The following is a 17,449-nucleotide window of genomic DNA, read 5'->3' on the forward strand; positions in this document are numbered from 1 at the left end:
TCTTGTATATTTACACTCAGTGCAATATTATTTTAAACCAAGTGCGAAAATGATGGAAGAGGTGTCAGATGGCAAAGTGGCACGAGACCGACATCCCCAATCAGCGCGGACGATCCGCCGTGGTGACGGGAACGGGCGGACTAGGATTGGAGACGGCTCTGTCGCTCGCTCGGGCAGGATGCGACGTGACCATAGCCGGCCGCAACACTGAAAAAGGTGCCGACGCAGTGTCGCGCGTTCAACGTGCTTCTCCTCATGCCACCGTGCGGTTTGAGAAACTCGATCTTGCAACCTCTCTTCTGTCGTCTCCTTCGCACGGCGGATGGAGAACCACAGAGACAGTCTGGATCTGCTGGTGAACAATGCCGGCATCATGGTGCCACCGAAGCGGCAGGAAACGGGTGATGGCTTCGAGTTGCAGTTCGGAACGAACTACCTTGGTCATTTCGCATTGACCGCTCATCTGATGCCACTGCTATCGAAGGGGACGGACGCTCGTGTGGTCACCGTGTCCAGCGTCGCAGCTCGCGGGGGAAAGATCAATTTCGACGACATCAATTCCGAGAGGCACTATCGACCGATGGAAGCCTACAGCCAGTCGAAACTTGCATGCCTGATGTTTGCGCTCGAGCTCCAGGATCGAAGTCAAGCTGCAGGGTGGGGTGTCTCAAGCATAGCGGCACATCCTGGTGTCTCTAGGACCGATCTGCTGCACAATGCGCCCGGTCGAAATAGCTTGCAGGGTTTGGCGCGAACCTATCTCTGGTTTCTGTTTCAGCCCGTCACGCAAGGGGCTTTGCCGCAGCTGTTCGCCGCAACGTCGGAGGAGGCCAAACCAGGCGGCTACTACGGTCCCGATAGTCTTGGTGAGACGCGCGGACATCCGCAACCGGCACGCATACCGCCACAGGCTCTCGATAAAGCCGCGGGTAAGCAACTTTGGGAGGTCTCCCAACGGATGACCGGGCTATAGACCCATTATGATGAGAACCTCCTATAGCGCATCCGGCGCCTCATGTCGGCAAGCAAGCTTTCTGGAAGCTCGCTAGTTGACGACTTAACGCCATCAGCTGATACGGAAATCAGGCATTCCCTCCAGGGACGGTGCATACTTCATCTCTGGAGGAACTGGTTGGCCCTAAGACCCCGGTGTAGCTCAGGTCCTTCCGTCGCCGCCCGTCGTAAGGCTGGCGTCAGACCTGTGCCATGCCTCCGTCGACAACGAGCTCTGCACCCGTCGTGAAACTGCTCTCGTCGCTCGCGAGGAAAAGGGCGGCCGCTGCCACCTCTTCAGGCCTGCCCATGCGGCCAAGAGGGATCATGCCGGACAGTGCATCTCGCACCTCTTGCGAGGCGCTTGCCATCATCGAGGTGTCAGTCGGTCCAGGGCTGACGACGTTGACGCGTACGCCTCTAGGAGCAAGTTCGTTGGCCCAGGTACGCGTAAACGAACGGACTGCTGCTTTGGTCGCTCCATACACGCCATAGCCCTTCGTGCCGATGTCGCCCGCGATTGAGCCAATGAGGACGATGGTTCCGCCGGATTGCATGAGGTCGACCGCACCCTGCGCTGCGAAGACGAGGGATCGGACGTTTAGCCCAAATGCCCGATCAAAATGATCATCCGAAATCGCTTCGAGCGGTGCGTATTCGGACAAGCCCGCGTTCACGACAAGCACGTCGATGCGGCCTTCTTTCGACCGGATATGCTCGATGACGCGCTTCAGATCGGGCTTTTCGCTGGCGTCCGCTTGAATGACCCGTATTCCGCCGGAGCCCTCCGAGTCTGAATTGTTCTCCCCACCCTTGCGGCTGGTCGCGTAGACCCGCGCGCCCTCGCTGGTAAATCTCTGCGAAATGGCTCCGCCGATGCCACCGACGCCCCCGATAACGAGGGCGATTTTGTTTGCTAATCTGTTCATGCTAACTCCATCAATAATGATGTGATTAGATATAATGTCTATACCTACGGTCAATTACGCACTATGAGTAAAGCAGATATCGAGGAGTATACCTATGTCATTGGATGACGGAGCCATGTCCCCCAAAGCCAGCATGCCTCGCCGGCCCAAGCCTGTCTCGGTTGAGGCTTTGTTGGACGTCGAGAAGGCGCGGCCGGTGTTGGAGCAGATCGCCAACAAGTGGTCTGTGCTGATCCTGACGGTATTATGCACCAGACCGTCACGGTTCAACGAGATCATGCGGCGCCTTGATGGGATTACGCACAAAGCGCTGTCCGAAGCTTTGAAAAGACTGGAGCGAAACGGGCTCATCCGCCGTGAAGTTCTGACGACGACGACGCCAGTCGGCGTCGAATATACCATTACCGCGCTCGGCCGCTCGCTTCAGCAGCCGTTCGAGGCGCTGTACGCCTGGTCAATGACCTACGGCCCGGAGCTCGAGCGCGCACAAATAGAATACGATCGCCAGCGAGACTAGCTCCCTGACGATCGCGCTGCCTTCTACTAGCGGTCCTAGACCCTAACGAGCAGCTTGCCGAAATTGCGGCCCTCAAGAAGACCTATGAATGCTGCGGGGGCATGTTCAAGCCCGTCCACGATGTCCTCTCGATACTTCAACCTGCCGTCAGCGATCCAACCAGCGGCTTCCTCTAAGAATGTCGGTTGCTGCTCAATGAACTCCACGTTCATGAAACCCCGAACCGTGATACTCTTCTGCTGTATGACCTTCATGGAAACAGGAAGCCGGTCAACTGATTGCGGGCCCAACGCTTCGTCATTGTAGTGGGAGATCATCCCGCAGAGTGGCACACGCGCGAAATTGTTGAAAAGTGGCAGGACAGCATCCCAGACAGCGCCGCCGACGTTTTCGAAATAGACATCGATACCGTCAGGGCAGGCCTCGGCGAGCTGTCTCGCGAAGTTTGGATCACGATGATCGATCGCGGCGTCAAAGCCCAGTTCGTTTTTTACGAACGCACATTTCTCAGCACCCCCGGCTATCCCGATGGCGCGCGCGCCGTCGATCCTAGCGAGCTGGCCAACGACTGAGCCAACCGCTCCGCTTGCTGCGGCGACGACAACAGTCTCTCCGGGCTTCGGGCGCCCAATGTTGCGCAGGCCTGCATAGGCTGAGAAGCCGGTCATGCCCAGGACGCCAAGTCCGGTTGAGATCGGAGCGGCATGCGGATCGATTCTCCGCAAATCGCTTCCGTCGGAGATGGCATGGGTCTGCCAGCCCGAGTAGGCAACAACGATGTCGCCTTCCTTCCAATCCCGGTTGCGGGACTGTTTGATCCTGGAGACCGTGGCGCCAACCATCACGTCGCCGATCGCGATCGGATCAGCATAGGACTTGGCGTCGCTCATGCGTCCCCGCATGTTAGGGTCGAGCGAAAGGTAGATGGCTTTGAGCAGAACGTGATCATTGGGCACCTCGGGCATAGGCGCTTCTTCGAGACGAAAGTTGGCAGGCTTGGGCGGTCCCGCCGGCCTTAATGCAAGTACGATCCGCCTGTTGGTCTGTGGCATGGCTGGATTCCTCAAAGTGTGTCGGGACGGAACGCCGCGTTTTCTTTCCGGCGCGGCTGTCGCGATTGCGATTCAGTTTGCGAAAAGTTGCTTCAGGAAGCTCATAGTGTCAGGCTGCGCGGCACGGATGACGGTGAAGTGGTCGGTGTGCGGATACTCATTGTATGTCACAGGTGTCCCGTCTGCTCTCAACCGAGCGACCAGCGCCCGCGTCGTGTTCACGAAGACGAAAGCATCGTCGGGACCCAGCGAGATGAAGGTCGGCTTTTTGAGGCGGAAGTTCGGGTTGGCAGCCGGGTCGTTCGCAGTAAGAAACGCTGCCATCTTTGGATCGCTCGCCCAATCTTGTCTGAAGCCATCGAAGGTCGCACCTTTCGCGGCAATCGCTTTAGACAGCCCGCCAATGGCAGGAACTGAGCAACGTGTCGTGAATTCCTTCAACTGCGCTTCAAGATCGGGGCCCATCACGGATGAAGCCTTGAACGAAGGATCGATCACCTTCAACCCGGTCGTCATGAGGGCGACGTTGAAGTTCTGGAGAAGGCGATAGTCGCTTGCCTTGTCTGGGTTCGCAACGGCTCGCTGGCCTAGCTCTTCGACGAAAGCATCGATCGAGGTGTAAGGCGCTATGGCCACCGTTCCGATATATTTCAACTGCGGGGCTTCATCGGCATAGGCTTCGACGCCGAGGACCGCATGACCACCATCGGAATGCCCGACCGCTACATATTCGGTCGAGAGGTTGGGGTTAACTTTGTGAGCAGCGACAACGCCGCTGATGAGCGACCGTGCCAGGCTGCCGGCATGGAAATAGGGGTAGGGGACCGTTGCGACATTACCAAGCCCTTCCAGGTCAGGAGCAACGACCGCATAGCCGGCGTTAACAAGCGTCGAGATTTCGAACAGGTAATCGCTGTTGAAGCCATCCTTTGTAAGGCCACCATCAAGCTCCTCTGTCAGGCTGGGTGCGCACAGCTTATTGCCAGGTGTCGTCGTCCCATGTGCCCAGGCGATTACTGGCCATCCACCGCGTGATGACTGTCCGTCCGGCACAAAAAGAAGGGTCGATGCCGTTGTGAGGTCTCCGGACACTGACTGCATGGTGTGGACGATGAGCTCTGCGTGTCCCTTGATCTGTGGTGAAATGTTGTGCGGTTTATGGGAGATCACCGCTCCGGACGTTGCCGCTTCTTCCACAGCCAGGGCGGGCGCGGTGTAACCCGCGGTCATCACGCTGGAGCTAAGGATCGTCATGACGAGCGCGTGCGTGGCCGCCCGTCTCAATATCGAGGCATTCATAAGACACTCCAATTGTTCAATTCAGAATACGCCTCGCGCAGGGGTGCTATGCGCAGCCGAAGCTTGCGAGGGCGATTAAGAGACCCGATCGGCCGTGTCTGCAGAAACGAGTGCAATCGCTCGCCGAAGATATACGCAGGATATCTACGGTCAATTACGCACTTTACGTAAATAAGGTTTCGGAAAGTATATCGACTTCATCGCATCGATGACGCGATGGCCGCCTCACCACTTGGTAAGCTGTTGGCACAGTTGCGAGTTCATGACCCGCGGCGGTCGGCTGCTGGAGCTTGGCTAGCCAGCTTTTCAAAAGGTCATACATGCTTACGTGGCAGCAATTGCGCGAGAATAAGCCCCGGGCGGCATCCCCACATGCCGGCTAAAGGCGACATTGAAAGCGCTCGTCGAGCCATAGCCGACGCGTTCAGCGATTTCCGCCATTGCGACCTCGTCGCGAAGAAGCTCTTTCGCCAAAGCCATCCGCCAACGTGTTGCGTATTCCATCGGCGCGACGCCTACCTCCTTGCGGAAGCGATCAAAGAAGGTCGAACGAGACATTGCAGCCTCTTGGGCAAGCGTCTCCACCGTCATGCTGCGCCCTGGATCTGCGTGTATCCGGCGTAATGTAGGCGCCAGCAATGGATCGGCCATGCCACGCAGGAGACCCGGCGGTGCCTTAGCGCTTGCGGCCGATCGTATTGCATCGATGAATAACACTTCGAGCAACCGATTGAGCACCATCTCACGCGCGGCACGGTCGGCCCTTGTCTCCTCGTTGATCATTCGGACGAGAGCCATCAGTCGCTCTTCACCATGAACATGGATGACCTCCGGCAGCAGCGATACGAGGAGGGCCTTGTCATCCGAGCCGAACTGACAATGGCCAACCAGTGCCTTGATCTCCGCCGACCCTTCCGGGTCGCCCAGATGAAAGACACCGGGGCTGGTCTCCAAGCGCTGGGCAAGTGCGCCCCGTGGCGGCGGCTCCATGCTGCTCATCGTGAACGAGAAGATCTTCGGAACCAGGACAAAATCGCCCGCAGCCAGCACCATGGCCTCACGACCGGCGATCGTCATCAGGCAACGGCCCTCGACCACCGCGCAGTAGAAGGGGCTTCCAAGCTCCGTGCGCTCAACCAGCCACCGACCGCCGCCCGTCACCAGCTTTGAGATCGACGGGCTCGGCTTCAACAAAGAAACAACTTCAGCAACCGGATCGGTCATGAATTCGGACTTTCGCTAAACATACTCGGACATGCGACTATAGCAGGTCCGGGCAATTTGGTCCATCTTTAGCCCAATCAAATGACAGGAGATGGAACATGCCAAAGATCCTCATCACCGGTTGCTCGTCCGGTTTCGGCCTTGTCACCGCACAGAAATTCTTGGACGCCGGGTGGGACGTCGTCGCAACCATGCGCACACCGCGAAACGACCTTCTTCCTTCGAACGACGGGCTCGAAGTCCTGCCGCTAGATGTTACCAGCGCGGACAGCATTGCTGAGGCGGTCGAAGCTGCCGGCACGATCGATGCTCTGGTCAACAACGCCGGCGTGGGCATGCTCAATGTGCTCGAAGGCTCGGAGATGTCGAAGGTTCGCGAACTGTTCGAGACGAATGTCTTCGGCGCAATGGCGATGACAAAAGCTGTTTTTCCGCAGATGAGGGTCCGGCGCTCAGGCGTCATCGTCAATGTCAGCTCCGCCGTCACGATAAGGCCGTTGCCCGCTCTCTCGGTCTACAGCGCCAGCAAGGCGGCACTCAATGCCTTCACGGAGAGCCTCGCGCTCGAGGCGGCGCTGTTCGGAGTCCGCGCTAAACTCGTCCTACCTGGCTCCGCACCGACGACCGGCTTCGGCAAGAATGCTGTCTCGCGCATGGGCATGGAAATTCCCGAGCCATATACCGCCTTCGTCGACGATTACATGACGAAGCTGCGTTCGGGCACAGAGGTCACGACCGCGGATGCGGTTGCAGAGGCCGTCTGGCGGTCTGTGACGGAGATCGACGCGCCGATGAAGATCCCCGCCGGCGCCGACGCGGAAACCTCCTTCCACGAAGCGGGTCATTTGCTCACCTGAATATCACCCTCCGAAACCCTCCTTTGAAGGTCCAGAGCCATGAACAATCTGATCAATCTCGCCAAGCATATTCCGACGCCTGAAGCTACTCTCACTGTCGCCTACACGCCGATCCGACTTCTAATGCCCGGCCGCCAGCCCTTGGAGCTGCGGCTGACCGCGCCCGCGAGCGGCGACAAGCTGCCGATTGTGCTGCTGTCGCATGGCTACGGCCCTTCAAACTATATCCCCTCTAAGGATGGCTACGCTCCCCTCGTGCAGTTTTGGGCGGAAAGAGGGTTCGTCGTCATCCAGCCGACGCATGCAAGTTCGCGGGTCGGCGGCCTACCGTCCGATGAACCGGGCGCGCCGTTCTTCTGGCGTGAGCGGGTGGAGGAGATGAAGGCTATCCTGGACCAACTGCCGGAGATCGAGAGACAGGCTCGTGGCGTGGCCGGCCGGATGGATTATTCACGCATCGGCGCGGTCGGGCATTCCTTCGGCGGCCACACGGTCGGGCTCCTGCTCGGGGCCCAGCTGGATGGCGAGGACCTCTCCGATCCTCGCATTGCTGCTGGCGTTCTTCTGACAACACCGGGACGCGGCGAGGACATGACTCCAGAGAGTGCTGCACGGTTTCCGTTCTTCGACGTCGACTTCTCGACGTTGACGACACCAAGCTTGGTTGTCTGTGGTGATATGGACAAACCGCATTTCACCACCCGTGGCCCTGAGTGGCATGCAGATGCGTTTCACGATGCGCCGGGCGCTAAAGCAATGCTGACCATGCATGGCGTTGGTCACGGCCTAGGCGGGATCGCCGCACTAGACGCAAAGGAAACAGAAACAGAATCCCCAGACGTGCTGGAAGCGACGCGGCGCCTGACGCTTGCGTGGCTTCAGACGGCTCTCAACGCAGACGACGGGGCCTGGGAACGCGCAACTTCGGCGCTTTTCCAGTATGCGGCAACGCTCGCCACTGTCTCGGAGAAGCATCTTTGACAGTCGCTCGGCTTCTGGAGCAGTCTGCCGCGAGATGCCTCGTTAGTTTGAGCGCACCGCACACTAGACTTGCTTGTTCGCGATTCCAATAAAGGCGAGGACCGAGCGTTCTAAGTCGCAGAACCCTCTCCAAATCTCGTCCGATTCACCAAAAATAGCGGGGTCGTGGGTTCGGCTCCGTTCAAGACCTTAAGTAGAGATCAAAGAGGCCTTGCAGAAAAATGCACGGTTTTACGAATGACGACTATTGAGGCTGCGGCGTAAGTGACCCGCTTGGAATTGGTACCCAGCCAAGCCACACAGGTATGGCTGGGTCTCGCTTCTCAACCGAGGAATTCGATCAGGTCGCGGTTCAGCCGTTCTGGCGCCGTTGCGAACAGACCATGCGGCTCGCCGTCATACTCGATCAGCTTGGATCCAGAAATTCCATTCGCCGCGGCGCGGCCGGCCGGATCGATCGGCACAGTCTTGTCCGACGTGCCGTGGATGACAAGCGTCGGGATCGTGAATGCCTGAAGTGTTGGTTTCCACGCAGAACTGAGCCGGTTAGGCGCATAATTTCCATTGAGAATTGAGCCATGTGAACCTTCCCCCAACGCGGAGAGCGACGGGGGCAACGGAGTGATCCACATGGGACTTTTAAATATCATTCGTCGGATGGCGCTGCGTGAGAAGCAGTCGATCCGCGAGATCAGCCGGCGAACAGGGCTGTCGCGGAACACGATCGCGAAGTATCTGAACGCTGGTACAATCGAACCAACATTCACCGTACCGGAACGACCGAGCAAGCTTGATCCTTTTGCCGACAAGCTGGCGGCCTGGCTGAAGACAGAGGCCGGGAAGTCGCGCAAACAGCGACGAACACTGAAGCACGTTCATGCCGACCTGGTGGCTCTTGGCTTTACCGGCTCCTATGGTCGGGTTGCCGCCTTCGCCCGTGATTGGCGAGCGGAACGACAACGTGAACAGCAGACGACGGGCCGCGGCATATTTGTTCCGCTGTCTTTCCGCCCAGGCGAAGCATTCCAATTCGATTGGAGTGAGGACTATGCCGTCATTGGCGGCGAGCGCACGAAGCTGCAGGTCGCCCATATCAAGCTATCACACAGCCGGGCGTTTCTGGTCAGGGCCTACCTGCTACAAACGCACGAGATGCTCTTCGACGCTCATTGGCACGGGTTCCGCGTGTTTGGCGGTGTGCCGGGTCGCGGCATTTACGATAACATGAAAACCGCGGTCGATCGCGTCGGTCGTGGCAAGGAGCGACAGGTCAATATCCGTTTCCTCGCGATGACGAACCACTACGTCTTTGCGCCTGAGTTTTGCAATCCCGCCGCGGGTTGGGAGAAGGGCCAGATCGAGAAGAATGTCCAGGATGCCCGGCCGCGACTGTGGCAACAGATGCCGGACTTTCCTGATCTGGCGGCATTGAATGCCTGGCTGGAACAGCATTGCCAGGACCTGTGGCAGGAGACACCGCACGGGAGCCTGCCCGGTTCGATCGCCGATGTTTGGGCTGATGAGCAGCCTGCTTTGATGGCATTGCCCGCCATGTTTGACGGCTTCGTCGAGCAGAGCAAGCGGGTCTCGCCGACATGCCTGATCACCTTCGAACGGAACCGCTACAGCGTGCCGGCCTCCTTTGCTAACCGGCCCGTCAGCCTGCGAATCTATCCCGAGCGACTGGTCGTTGCGGCCGAGGGTAATGTCCTATGCGAACATCCGAGGGTGATTGAGCGCAGCCACGACAAACCGCCGCGGACGATTTACGACTGGCGGCATTACCTTGCCGTCATTCAGCGCAAGCCCGGTGCCTTGCGCAATGGTGCGCCATTCCTGGAATTGCCGCTGGCCTTTCGACAGTTGCAGGACCAGATGCTGCGTCGCCTGGGCGGCGATCGTGAGATGGCCGATATCCTTGCTCTGGTGCTTCATCACGACGAACAGGTCGTCGTCAGGGCTGTGGAGCTGGCTCTGGCTCAAGGCGTCGCGACCAAGACGCATGTGCTGAACCTGCTGCATCGTCTGATCGATGGGAAGACGACTGACGGCCCTGACATCGACACGCCACAGGCGTTGACCTTGTTGCGTGAACCCAAGGCCAACGTCGAACGCTACGATGGCTTGCGTGTCCGGATCGTGGGAGGTCGCCATGCGTCATGATCCCGCAAGTGCCGCCGTCGTCATCATGCTGCGTAGCCTGAAGATGTATGGCATGGCCCAAGCGGTCACCGACCTGATCGAGCAAGGAGCACCAGCCTTCGATGCGGCCGTGCCGATCCTGTCCCAGTTGCTGAAAGCCGAGATGGCCGAGCGCGAGGTTCGCTCGATTGCCTATCACATGAAGGCTGCCCGCTTCCCAGCCTACAAGGATATCTCCGGCTACGACTTCACCGCCAGCGAGATCAACGAAGCGACGGTGCGTCAACTGCATCGATGCGAGTTCATGGACGGAGCGCAGAACATTGTTCTCGTCGGCGGACCGGGCACAGGTAAAACACACGTCGCGACTGCTCTCGGCGTCCAGGCGATCGAGCATCACCGCCGGAAGGTCCGCTTCTTCTCGACCATCGAATTGGTCAATGCGCTCGAACAGGAGAAGGCCAAAGGCAAGGCAGGACAGATCGCTGAGACCCTGGTTCGCCTCGATCTCCTGATCCTCGATGAATTGGGATACCTTCCGTTCAGTGCCTCAGGGGGAGCGTTGCTCTTCCACCTGCTAAGCAAGCTCTACGAGCGCACCAGCGTCATTATCACGACCAACCTCAGCTTCAGCGAATGGGCAACCGTCTTCGGTGATGCCAAGATGACCACGGCTTTGCTCGACCGCCTGACCCACCGTTGCCACATCCTGGAAACAGGGAACGACAGCTTCCGCTTCAAGGCCAGCTCGGCCGCAGCAGCTCAGAAGAAAGAGGAGAAAAGCCGATCCCTTGACCAAACCCTGATCAGAAAACCATACTTAGAGGTGGCTCACTTCTCGGTGGAAAAACCGGCTCAGTTCTGCGTGGAAACCAACACCATAAGGCCTATCAGATCGCGGCGTCTAATACGGTCATCCTTAAGCCCTATCTCAGGATGGTAAGCCGTTGAATGAAAGGATGACGACCGTGAAGCTCCTGACCGCCGCCGCCCTCAGTCTTGCCACCATCACAGCATCACCCGCCTTTTCCCAGCAAGGTACCAATATGAACAGATCGACAAGCGTGACATCCGAGGAAATCGGAAGCGTCTCTCCCGCCCTCGGAAGGTACGAGAAGGAGGGCGTGGTCGGGGGTCTGTGGGCCCGCCCGCAGCTTTCAGTCCGCGACCGCAGCGTCGTCACGGTCGCGATCCTGATCGCCCGCAGCCAGACCGCCGATCTTCCTCACTACATGAACCTCGCACTAGACAGTGGCGTTACGCCGAAAGAGCTTTCCGAAATCATCACACATCTCGCATTTTATGCGGGCTGGACGAATGCGATGTCGGCGGTTGCCGTCGCCCACGCCATTTTCGGCGAGCGGAACATAGACGCTGACCAGTTGCCTGAAGCTTCTCCAGATCTCATGCCACTCAACCAGGAGGGTGAGGCGGCTCGCCAGAAGGCAGTCCAGGGACTGCTCGGAGATGCCGTGCCGGGTCTTGCGGAGTTCACGACTGATCCGTTGTTCAAGGATGTCTGGTTGCGACCGGATCTCTCGCCGCGTGACCGCAGCCTCGTCACCATCACGTCGCTGATGGCCAACGTCCAGGTGGCCCAGCTCGCAGGCCATCTCAACCGGGCCTTGGACAACGGCCTGACAGCGGAGCAGGCGGGCGAAGTCGTCACACAAATCGCCTTCTACGCGGGATGGCCGAATGCCTTTTCGGCAGGGCCTGTCGTCGCCGAAGTGCTCAAGAAGCGCCAGCAGTAACCGTATACGCAAGAAGGATGACCCTCATGAAGAACACCCTCGTCGCCGCTACTCTTTCGACCATGGCTATGGCTGACGCACCCGCGGCCAGAGCGGAAGGCATCACAGTCAATCCCGTCGGAGCTGCGGCGTCAGTCCTTGCGGACCCCAAGAATTTCTCAGGCAACGTTGTCGTGGACATGCTTCTACCGACGTCGATATCGACACCAGCGTCATCTGGCCTTGTCACGTTCGCACCCGGAGCTCGGACCGCATGGCATACGCACCCCCTCGCTCAGATGCTGATCGTGACAGCGGGTAAGGGGTGGGTGCAGCAGGAAGGCCAGGAGCGTCAGGAAATCCGTCAGGGCGAGACGATCTGGATCCCCGCCGGCGTGAAACATTGGCATGGTGGGACTGCGCAAAACGCGATGAGCCACTACGCCATAACCTACATCCAGGACGGCAAGAACGCCGAGTGGATGGAGCTCGTTTCAGATGAGCAGTATCTCGACTAACAGGCTGAATTCGAAGCGATGATATGAAGGCGGTCGGATTGTGCCGCTTTCTCACCGCTCAGAAGCGTGTGATGCCTGCCAAAGGTTTGGCACGGCACCCGCAGCGGGCGTTCCGTGATCGTCGTCCAACAGCATCCGAGCGGCTCCACGTCCGCAACGGGAACATCGAGCAAGCCCGAAGTCGCCTCGTCCATCTAAGCCTGGGATCCGGAACATTCTCTCCGACGCGCCGTTAGCGGGTACCCAACAACCCGAACGGAGAAGAATTCATGGTTACCATGGTCGGAAACGAAGGCAACATCGAGAAGCTCGTCAAGGATCTGCTGTACGTCGAGCACGATGCCATCGCGGCATACGATTCCTGCATCGAACGGCTCGACGACAAGACCCTCAGCGCCAAGATCGCGGAGTTCAAGCAGGACCACCTGCAGCATGTCGTCGCCCTGAACGAGATGGCACGCGAGCTTGGCATCGACGCGCCGACGGAAGGCGACATGAAGCAGATCCTGACAACGGGCAAGATTGCCCTCGCCGATCTGATGGGCGATTCCGCGATCCTCAAGGCGATGAAGACGAACGAAGACGACACGGTTACCGCATACGAGCGCGCCTCCCGTCACGAGGATGCGATCCCGCAGTCGAAGGCGTTCTTCATGAAGGCGCACCAGGACGAACTGCGTCACCGGGCATGGATGGAATCCACTGCGAAAACGCTGTCATCTTGAATACGGTGTCGTGGATCCTCATCTGAGGATCAGCACCCACATTGACGACGGCCTGCTGCGACCATAACGGTCGCGCGTTCGCCGTCGCGGGTGACGAGGGCGCTCCCCATGCCGGGTCGAGCGCCCTCGGTTTGTTTTCAAAAGCCGGGATCGAATGTCAGCATCGCACCTCATCATCTTCCTCCACGGCATCGGCGCGTCGGGCCAGCAGCTCTCGCCTCTCACTTCATCCTGGCGGGCTCATCGTCCCACATTCGCTTTCGCAACTCCGGATGCCCCGTACCGCAATGGATACGGCGGCCACCAATGGTTCAAGGTGGATGTATGCAACTCGATCCGGGTCGGATCCGCGAGGCGCATGAGGCGTTCGACCAAACGATCCATGACGCGCTCGCCCATGAAGGCTTCGAGGAGCGACTTGGAGACGTGGCGTTCGTCGGCGTGTCGCAGGGGGCCATAGTCGCGCTGGATGGTGTCGCTTCCGGTCGCTGGGGCGTGGGTGTCCTGGTCGCCTTCTCCGGCCTCCTACCTCCGACACCAGTGTCACAGAAGAATAATCTACCCCTGTGCTTCTTGTTCATGGTGCCGAGGACCGCACGATCCCGTCCGTAGCCTCAACTATCGCGGCAGGGCAGTTGCGAGGCGCCGGGTTTTCGGTCGAGCTCGATATCGAACCGCGCATCGGCCATACAATCTCGACCGCGGGGGCAGGCCTGTCGCGGTTTCCTGGGATCGTTTACTCCAACCGTGAAGAAGCCTCCTATTGGAAGTTCGCGAACGATGTGGTGCCGTCTGTGAATACGCGGCTCGACTTCGCGAACGGGGATGCTGTCCGGGAAGCGGCCATTGCCGGTCTTGGAGTGGCAATGCTGCCGACGTTCATCGTCCACGACGCTGTTCGGAGCGGACGCTTTCGATCGTGCTCGCAAAACATATGCGACCGCCGATCGCAATGTATGCAGTACATCCATCAACGCGTAACCAAACCGCGCGTGTACGCGCATTTATTGACTTTTTGGTCGAGATATTCCGAGGCGAGCCGCCTTGGGACAGAGGGCTACTCGACGAGAGGACCGCCGACCGCCCGTCGACCTAAGCGACGCTTCCATTTTTTCATTGAGAGGGACGCTGCGGCTTTCATAACTCGCAATCAGGGATCTTGCTGGAAGTTGGGCGATGCCTATGAGGAGCTGCGGTCTCATTCCGTTGCTATCGCACCGACGCGAAATAGTGAGTCGTCGGTTCACATCCGCTCAAGGCGAAGCCTCTACGCGCTTGTGTGATCTAACAATTTCGCTTGCTTCGGCGCGGCGCCCGATGATCGCCTCTCGACAAAGGTCGACGCGATAAGGATGCGTTTCGCGTGCACCGGCTGGTCCCGCGTTTCGATCCGCTCCAGTAGAAGCCGCATTGCTGTCGCACCCATTTCAACGCCCTGGACCTTGATCGTAGTAAGGTGAGGAGAGATCTGCGTAGCAGCGGAGAAGTCGCCGAAGCCGACGACCGACATGTCCTCCGGGATGCGGTAGCCCCGCGCCAGGAGTTCGGAAACGGCTGTGAGTGCCAGGCCGTCATGGGCGCAAAACAGGGCCGTCGGAGCAATGCCGGCATTGTGAAGCTTTCGCAGCGCCGGGATGAAGCCTCCATCCTCCTCAAACCGCACGTGATGGAGCCGCGCTTCAGGATGTTGCTCCATACTTTCCCGCAGACCGTGATATCGCTCCATTCGACCGCGAAATCCTTCCTCGCCCTGCAGGAAAGCAATGTCCCGGTGGCCTAGCCCGATCAGATAGTCGCCGACCGCAATCCCCGCTTCATGGTCCGTTCCACCGACATGGTCGGCCTGTTCCAAAGGGGAGACCCAACCGAGCCGTACCACCGGAACGCCAGATGACTTCAGGATATCCAAAGTCTTCTGCTCATGGGGACCGACGAGAATGATGCCCGCGCTGTCCCTCACCATGCTCTCCACCCTATTGGCGTCGTGAGTCCATTGTAGACGAACAGGCTGACCAAGACGATGCGCTTCACGTTGCATGCCGTCCTGCAGCATGGTGCGCAGCTCGTAACTCACACTGTCAACGCGATCATGGAAAATCAGAGTGATCTCGCGCTGTTCTTCTGCTGGTTTCGGACGGAGATATCCCAGTTTCTCAGCAGCATCTCCGACGCGTTTCCGGGTAGCGTCGCTAACGCCCGGCTTCCCCGAGAGAGAACACGACACCGCGAATTTGGACAGTCCTGTGTGGTTGGCGATGTCCTGCAATGTAACCCGGCCCATGACCATCCTCATCGTCAGACCGGCTTGCCGGTCGTGAAAACAAAATTCAACATAACGCTTTACCTAACAAATTACATAATACAAGCTATCATAAATAACGAGACAGAAGCTGTCTGTGTGGTGAAGTAAATTTGGAGGAAACGTGGCGGGACCGATCCTGAGGAGGGGAGGCCATCCTTGCTGCGACGTGAATGGAGGAGGAAAGTCATGCAAGGATTTAGTCGCCGCGCGTTTCTGGCTGCGAGTGCTGCCGCTGTTATTCTGCCTGCAATGCCCGCGCTTGCGCAGGTAACTCCCGCAAGGGAGCCGGCCATGCTGGATGCATTGGTCAAGGCGGGGAAACTTCCCGCAGTCGCGGATCGCCTGCCGATCAACCCACTCGTCGTAACGCCTCTAGATCGCGTTGGCACCCATGGTGGTGACTGGAACAGCGCGATTGTCGGCGGTGGATCGCTATCGATGCTGTTCCGCTACCAGGCCTATGAGCCTCTTGTGCGTTATGCGCCGGATTGGTCGGGTGTGGTGCCGAACGTCGCGGAGCACTTCGAAAGCAATGCCGACGCGACAGAATTCACATTCAGGCTTCGCAAGGGCATGAAGTGGTCGGATGGAAAGCCATTTACCACCGACGACATCCTGTTCTGGTACGAAGATATCTTCAACTACCAAGGCCTGAACGATGTTGGCCAGAACCATCTAAGAGCCGGAGGCAAAAAGGCGCGGTTCGAAGCTGTCGACGACGTTACCTTCAAGGTGATCTTCGCGGCACCCAACGGACTATTCCCGCTGCGGCTCGCTTGGGCAAACGACGACCAGACGACGCGTGCGCCGAAACATTACCTCAAGCAGTTCCACATAAAATATAATCCAGACGCCGAGCAGCAGGCCAAGGCCAAGGGGGCGTCAGGCTGGATCCAGCTGTTCCAGCGAGAAGCGGGTCTCGTCGTAGACAACGAGTTCTTTCAGAACTCGCAGCGCCCGGTCATCCATGCCTGGAAAATGGCAATTGCGCCGGGGCAGAGCACCGACCGCGCGGTTGCCGAACGCAACCCCTTTTACTGGAAGGTCGATACCAAGGGCAATCAGCTGCCTTACCTCGATCGCATCGTTTACCAGATGGTGGCCGATGCACAGGTGCTGCTGTTGAAGGCCATGCAGGGTGAGATCGACCTGATGGACCAATACATAGCCACCCCAGCCAACCGCGCCGTCCTTTACGACTCCCAGGAACAGGGCAGGTTCGGCCTTTATACGCTGACCTCGACCGAAACCAACGAGATGGTCTTCCAGCTTAATCTCAACCATCCTAACGAAGCCAAGCGCAAGCTCTACAATAACAAGGATTTCAGGGCGGCACTGTCGATGGCGCTCGACCGTCAGGCGATAATCGACACTGTCTTCATCGGTCAGGGGACGATCTCGCAGCCCGCCGTTCGAGCGGATGACCCGCTCTATAACGAACGCCTTGCTACACAGTTCACCCAGTACGATCCCGATGCTGCCAATGCCCTGCTGGACAAGATCCTTCCGAACAAGGACGGTGAGGGTTTCCGACAGGATGAGAGCGGCAAACGGGTTACTATCATATTCGAGATCGACCAGGCGCGCGCGACCTTCCTCGATATCTTCCAGCTGGCACTGCCGATGTTCCAGGCGGTCGGCGTCGATGTACAGATGCGCAGCATGGACCGGTCGCTCTGGGAGGTGCGGGTTCGTCAGGGCATTGAGTTCGATGGCACGGCGCATCGCTTCGGTGGCAATGGCGGTATCGCAGCCATCCTCGACCCACGCTACTTCATCCCCAACACGACAGAAGCCCTCTACGCCAAGGGGTGGCAGTTATGGTACCGCGACCCCGCATCCAAGGGAGCGGTCGAACCACCCCAGCCGGTCAAGGACGCGTTGGAACGATATGACCGCGTACTCGGCTCGCCGGATCCCGAGGTGCAACGCAAGTTGATGGCGGAAATTCTCGAGATCGCCGCGGACCAGTTCTATGTTTTCGGCGTCTGCCTGCCGAGCGACAGTTATGGCGTGGTGAGAAACGACATGCAGAACGTTCCCAAGACCATGCCGAACTCCTGGGGATATCCGACGCCGGGACCTGCCAACCCCGAGACCTTCTTCAAGGCCTGATCACACCGTCTCGTCCCTGTCCTGAAAAGGACTGGGACGCGTACTTAAACCTGTTGCACGTG

Annotated in this window: 14 protein-coding genes and 3 pseudogenes; 11 read left to right on the plus strand and 6 right to left on the minus strand. The window is 58.7% G+C overall.

The genetic code is table 11. The features are described from left to right. Positions 1–68: 68 nt before the first annotated feature. Positions 69–973, plus strand: a pseudogene (locus ACRQ1B_RS16670) (SDR family oxidoreductase). 220 nt (positions 974–1,193) lie between these two features. On the opposite strand, the gene ACRQ1B_RS16675 reads toward ACRQ1B_RS16670, so the two are convergent. Then, a complete protein-coding gene (locus ACRQ1B_RS16675) occupies positions 1,194–1,922 on the minus strand; it encodes an SDR family NAD(P)-dependent oxidoreductase (protein WP_432294906.1) in 729 nt (242 codons plus the stop codon). A 115-nt stretch (positions 1,923–2,037) separates the two neighbouring features. Between ACRQ1B_RS16675 and ACRQ1B_RS16680 the strand changes: the two genes are divergently transcribed. After that, positions 2,038–2,439: a winged helix-turn-helix transcriptional regulator gene (locus tag ACRQ1B_RS16680; protein ID WP_432295290.1), complete on the plus strand. Its 402-nt coding sequence runs from the start codon at positions 2,038–2,040 to the stop codon at positions 2,437–2,439. 35 nt (positions 2,440–2,474) lie between these two features. Here ACRQ1B_RS16680 and ACRQ1B_RS16685 read toward each other — a convergent pair whose 3' ends face one another. From ACRQ1B_RS16685 to ACRQ1B_RS16695, 3 genes are all read right to left on the minus strand, one after another. After that, positions 2,475–3,491, minus strand: coding sequence for an NADP-dependent oxidoreductase (locus ACRQ1B_RS16685; RefSeq protein ID WP_432294907.1), 1,017 nt, complete (start codon positions 3,489–3,491; stop codon positions 2,475–2,477). Positions 3,492–3,563: 72 nt separating this feature from the next. Continuing rightward, positions 3,564–4,790, minus strand: a complete 1,227-nt coding sequence (locus tag ACRQ1B_RS16690) for an alpha/beta fold hydrolase (protein WP_432294909.1) — start codon at positions 4,788–4,790, stop codon at positions 3,564–3,566. Between the two features lie 324 nt (positions 4,791–5,114). Then, positions 5,115–6,014 (minus strand): AraC family transcriptional regulator, encoded by a 900-nt coding sequence (locus ACRQ1B_RS16695; protein WP_432294910.1) that lies wholly within the window; start codon positions 6,012–6,014, stop codon positions 5,115–5,117. Between the two features lie 98 nt (positions 6,015–6,112). Here ACRQ1B_RS16695 and ACRQ1B_RS16700 point away from each other — a divergent pair, with 98 nt between their 5' ends. Together ACRQ1B_RS16700 and ACRQ1B_RS16705 are read left to right on the plus strand one after the other, a co-directional pair. Continuing rightward, on the plus strand, positions 6,113–6,871 hold the full coding sequence (locus ACRQ1B_RS16700) for an SDR family oxidoreductase (protein WP_183687782.1): 759 nt from the start codon (positions 6,113–6,115) through the stop codon (positions 6,869–6,871). Positions 6,872–6,910: 39 nt separating this feature from the next. Then, positions 6,911–7,852 (plus strand): alpha/beta hydrolase family protein, encoded by a 942-nt coding sequence (locus ACRQ1B_RS16705; RefSeq protein WP_432294911.1) that lies wholly within the window; start codon positions 6,911–6,913, stop codon positions 7,850–7,852. Between the two features lie 323 nt (positions 7,853–8,175). Here ACRQ1B_RS16705 and ACRQ1B_RS16710 read toward each other — a convergent pair whose 3' ends face one another. Then, positions 8,176–8,469 (minus strand): alpha/beta fold hydrolase, encoded by a 294-nt coding sequence (locus ACRQ1B_RS16710; RefSeq protein WP_432294913.1) that lies wholly within the window; start codon positions 8,467–8,469, stop codon positions 8,176–8,178. 13 nt (positions 8,470–8,482) lie between these two features. Between ACRQ1B_RS16710 and istA the strand changes: the two genes are divergently transcribed. The 6 genes and pseudogenes from istA to ACRQ1B_RS16740 all read left to right on the plus strand — a co-directional run bounded on the left by istA (position 8,483) and on the right by ACRQ1B_RS16740 (position 13,582). Continuing rightward, positions 8,483–10,015, plus strand: coding sequence for an IS21 family transposase (gene istA, locus ACRQ1B_RS16715; protein WP_432294914.1), 1,533 nt, complete (start codon positions 8,483–8,485; stop codon positions 10,013–10,015). Further along, positions 10,005–10,775: pseudogene (gene istB / locus ACRQ1B_RS16720) on the plus strand (IS21-like element helper ATPase IstB); the annotation flags it as partial. The gene istA and the pseudogene istB, both read left to right, overlap by 11 nt. Positions 10,776–10,953: 178 nt before the next feature. Next, entirely contained in the window at positions 10,954–11,748 is a 795-nt protein-coding gene (locus tag ACRQ1B_RS16725; protein ID WP_432294915.1) for a carboxymuconolactone decarboxylase family protein, read from the plus strand. Positions 11,749–11,774: 26 nt separating this feature from the next. Next, positions 11,775–12,245, plus strand: coding sequence for a (R)-mandelonitrile lyase (locus ACRQ1B_RS16730; protein WP_432294916.1), 471 nt, complete (start codon positions 11,775–11,777; stop codon positions 12,243–12,245). A 269-nt stretch (positions 12,246–12,514) separates the two neighbouring features. Next, positions 12,515–12,970: a DUF892 family protein gene (locus ACRQ1B_RS16735; RefSeq protein ID WP_432294917.1), complete on the plus strand. Its 456-nt coding sequence runs from the start codon at positions 12,515–12,517 to the stop codon at positions 12,968–12,970. A gap of 154 nt (positions 12,971–13,124) precedes the next feature. Further along, positions 13,125–13,582, plus strand: a pseudogene (locus ACRQ1B_RS16740) (alpha/beta hydrolase). Positions 13,583–14,237: 655 nt separating this feature from the next. Here ACRQ1B_RS16740 and ACRQ1B_RS16745 read toward each other — a convergent pair. Then, on the minus strand, positions 14,238–15,251 hold the full coding sequence (locus ACRQ1B_RS16745; RefSeq protein ID WP_432294918.1) for a LacI family DNA-binding transcriptional regulator: 1,014 nt from the start codon (positions 15,249–15,251) through the stop codon (positions 14,238–14,240). Positions 15,252–15,458: 207 nt separating this feature from the next. Between ACRQ1B_RS16745 and ACRQ1B_RS16750 the strand changes: the two genes are divergently transcribed. Next, on the plus strand, positions 15,459–17,387 hold the full coding sequence (locus ACRQ1B_RS16750; protein WP_432294919.1) for an ABC transporter substrate-binding protein: 1,929 nt from the start codon (positions 15,459–15,461) through the stop codon (positions 17,385–17,387). Positions 17,388–17,449: the final 62 nt, after the last annotated feature.

The sequence above is a fragment of the Endobacterium panacihumi genome, assembly GCF_050847465.1.
GTDB classification, from domain to species: Bacteria; Pseudomonadota; Alphaproteobacteria; order Rhizobiales; family Rhizobiaceae; genus Neorhizobium; species Neorhizobium panacihumi.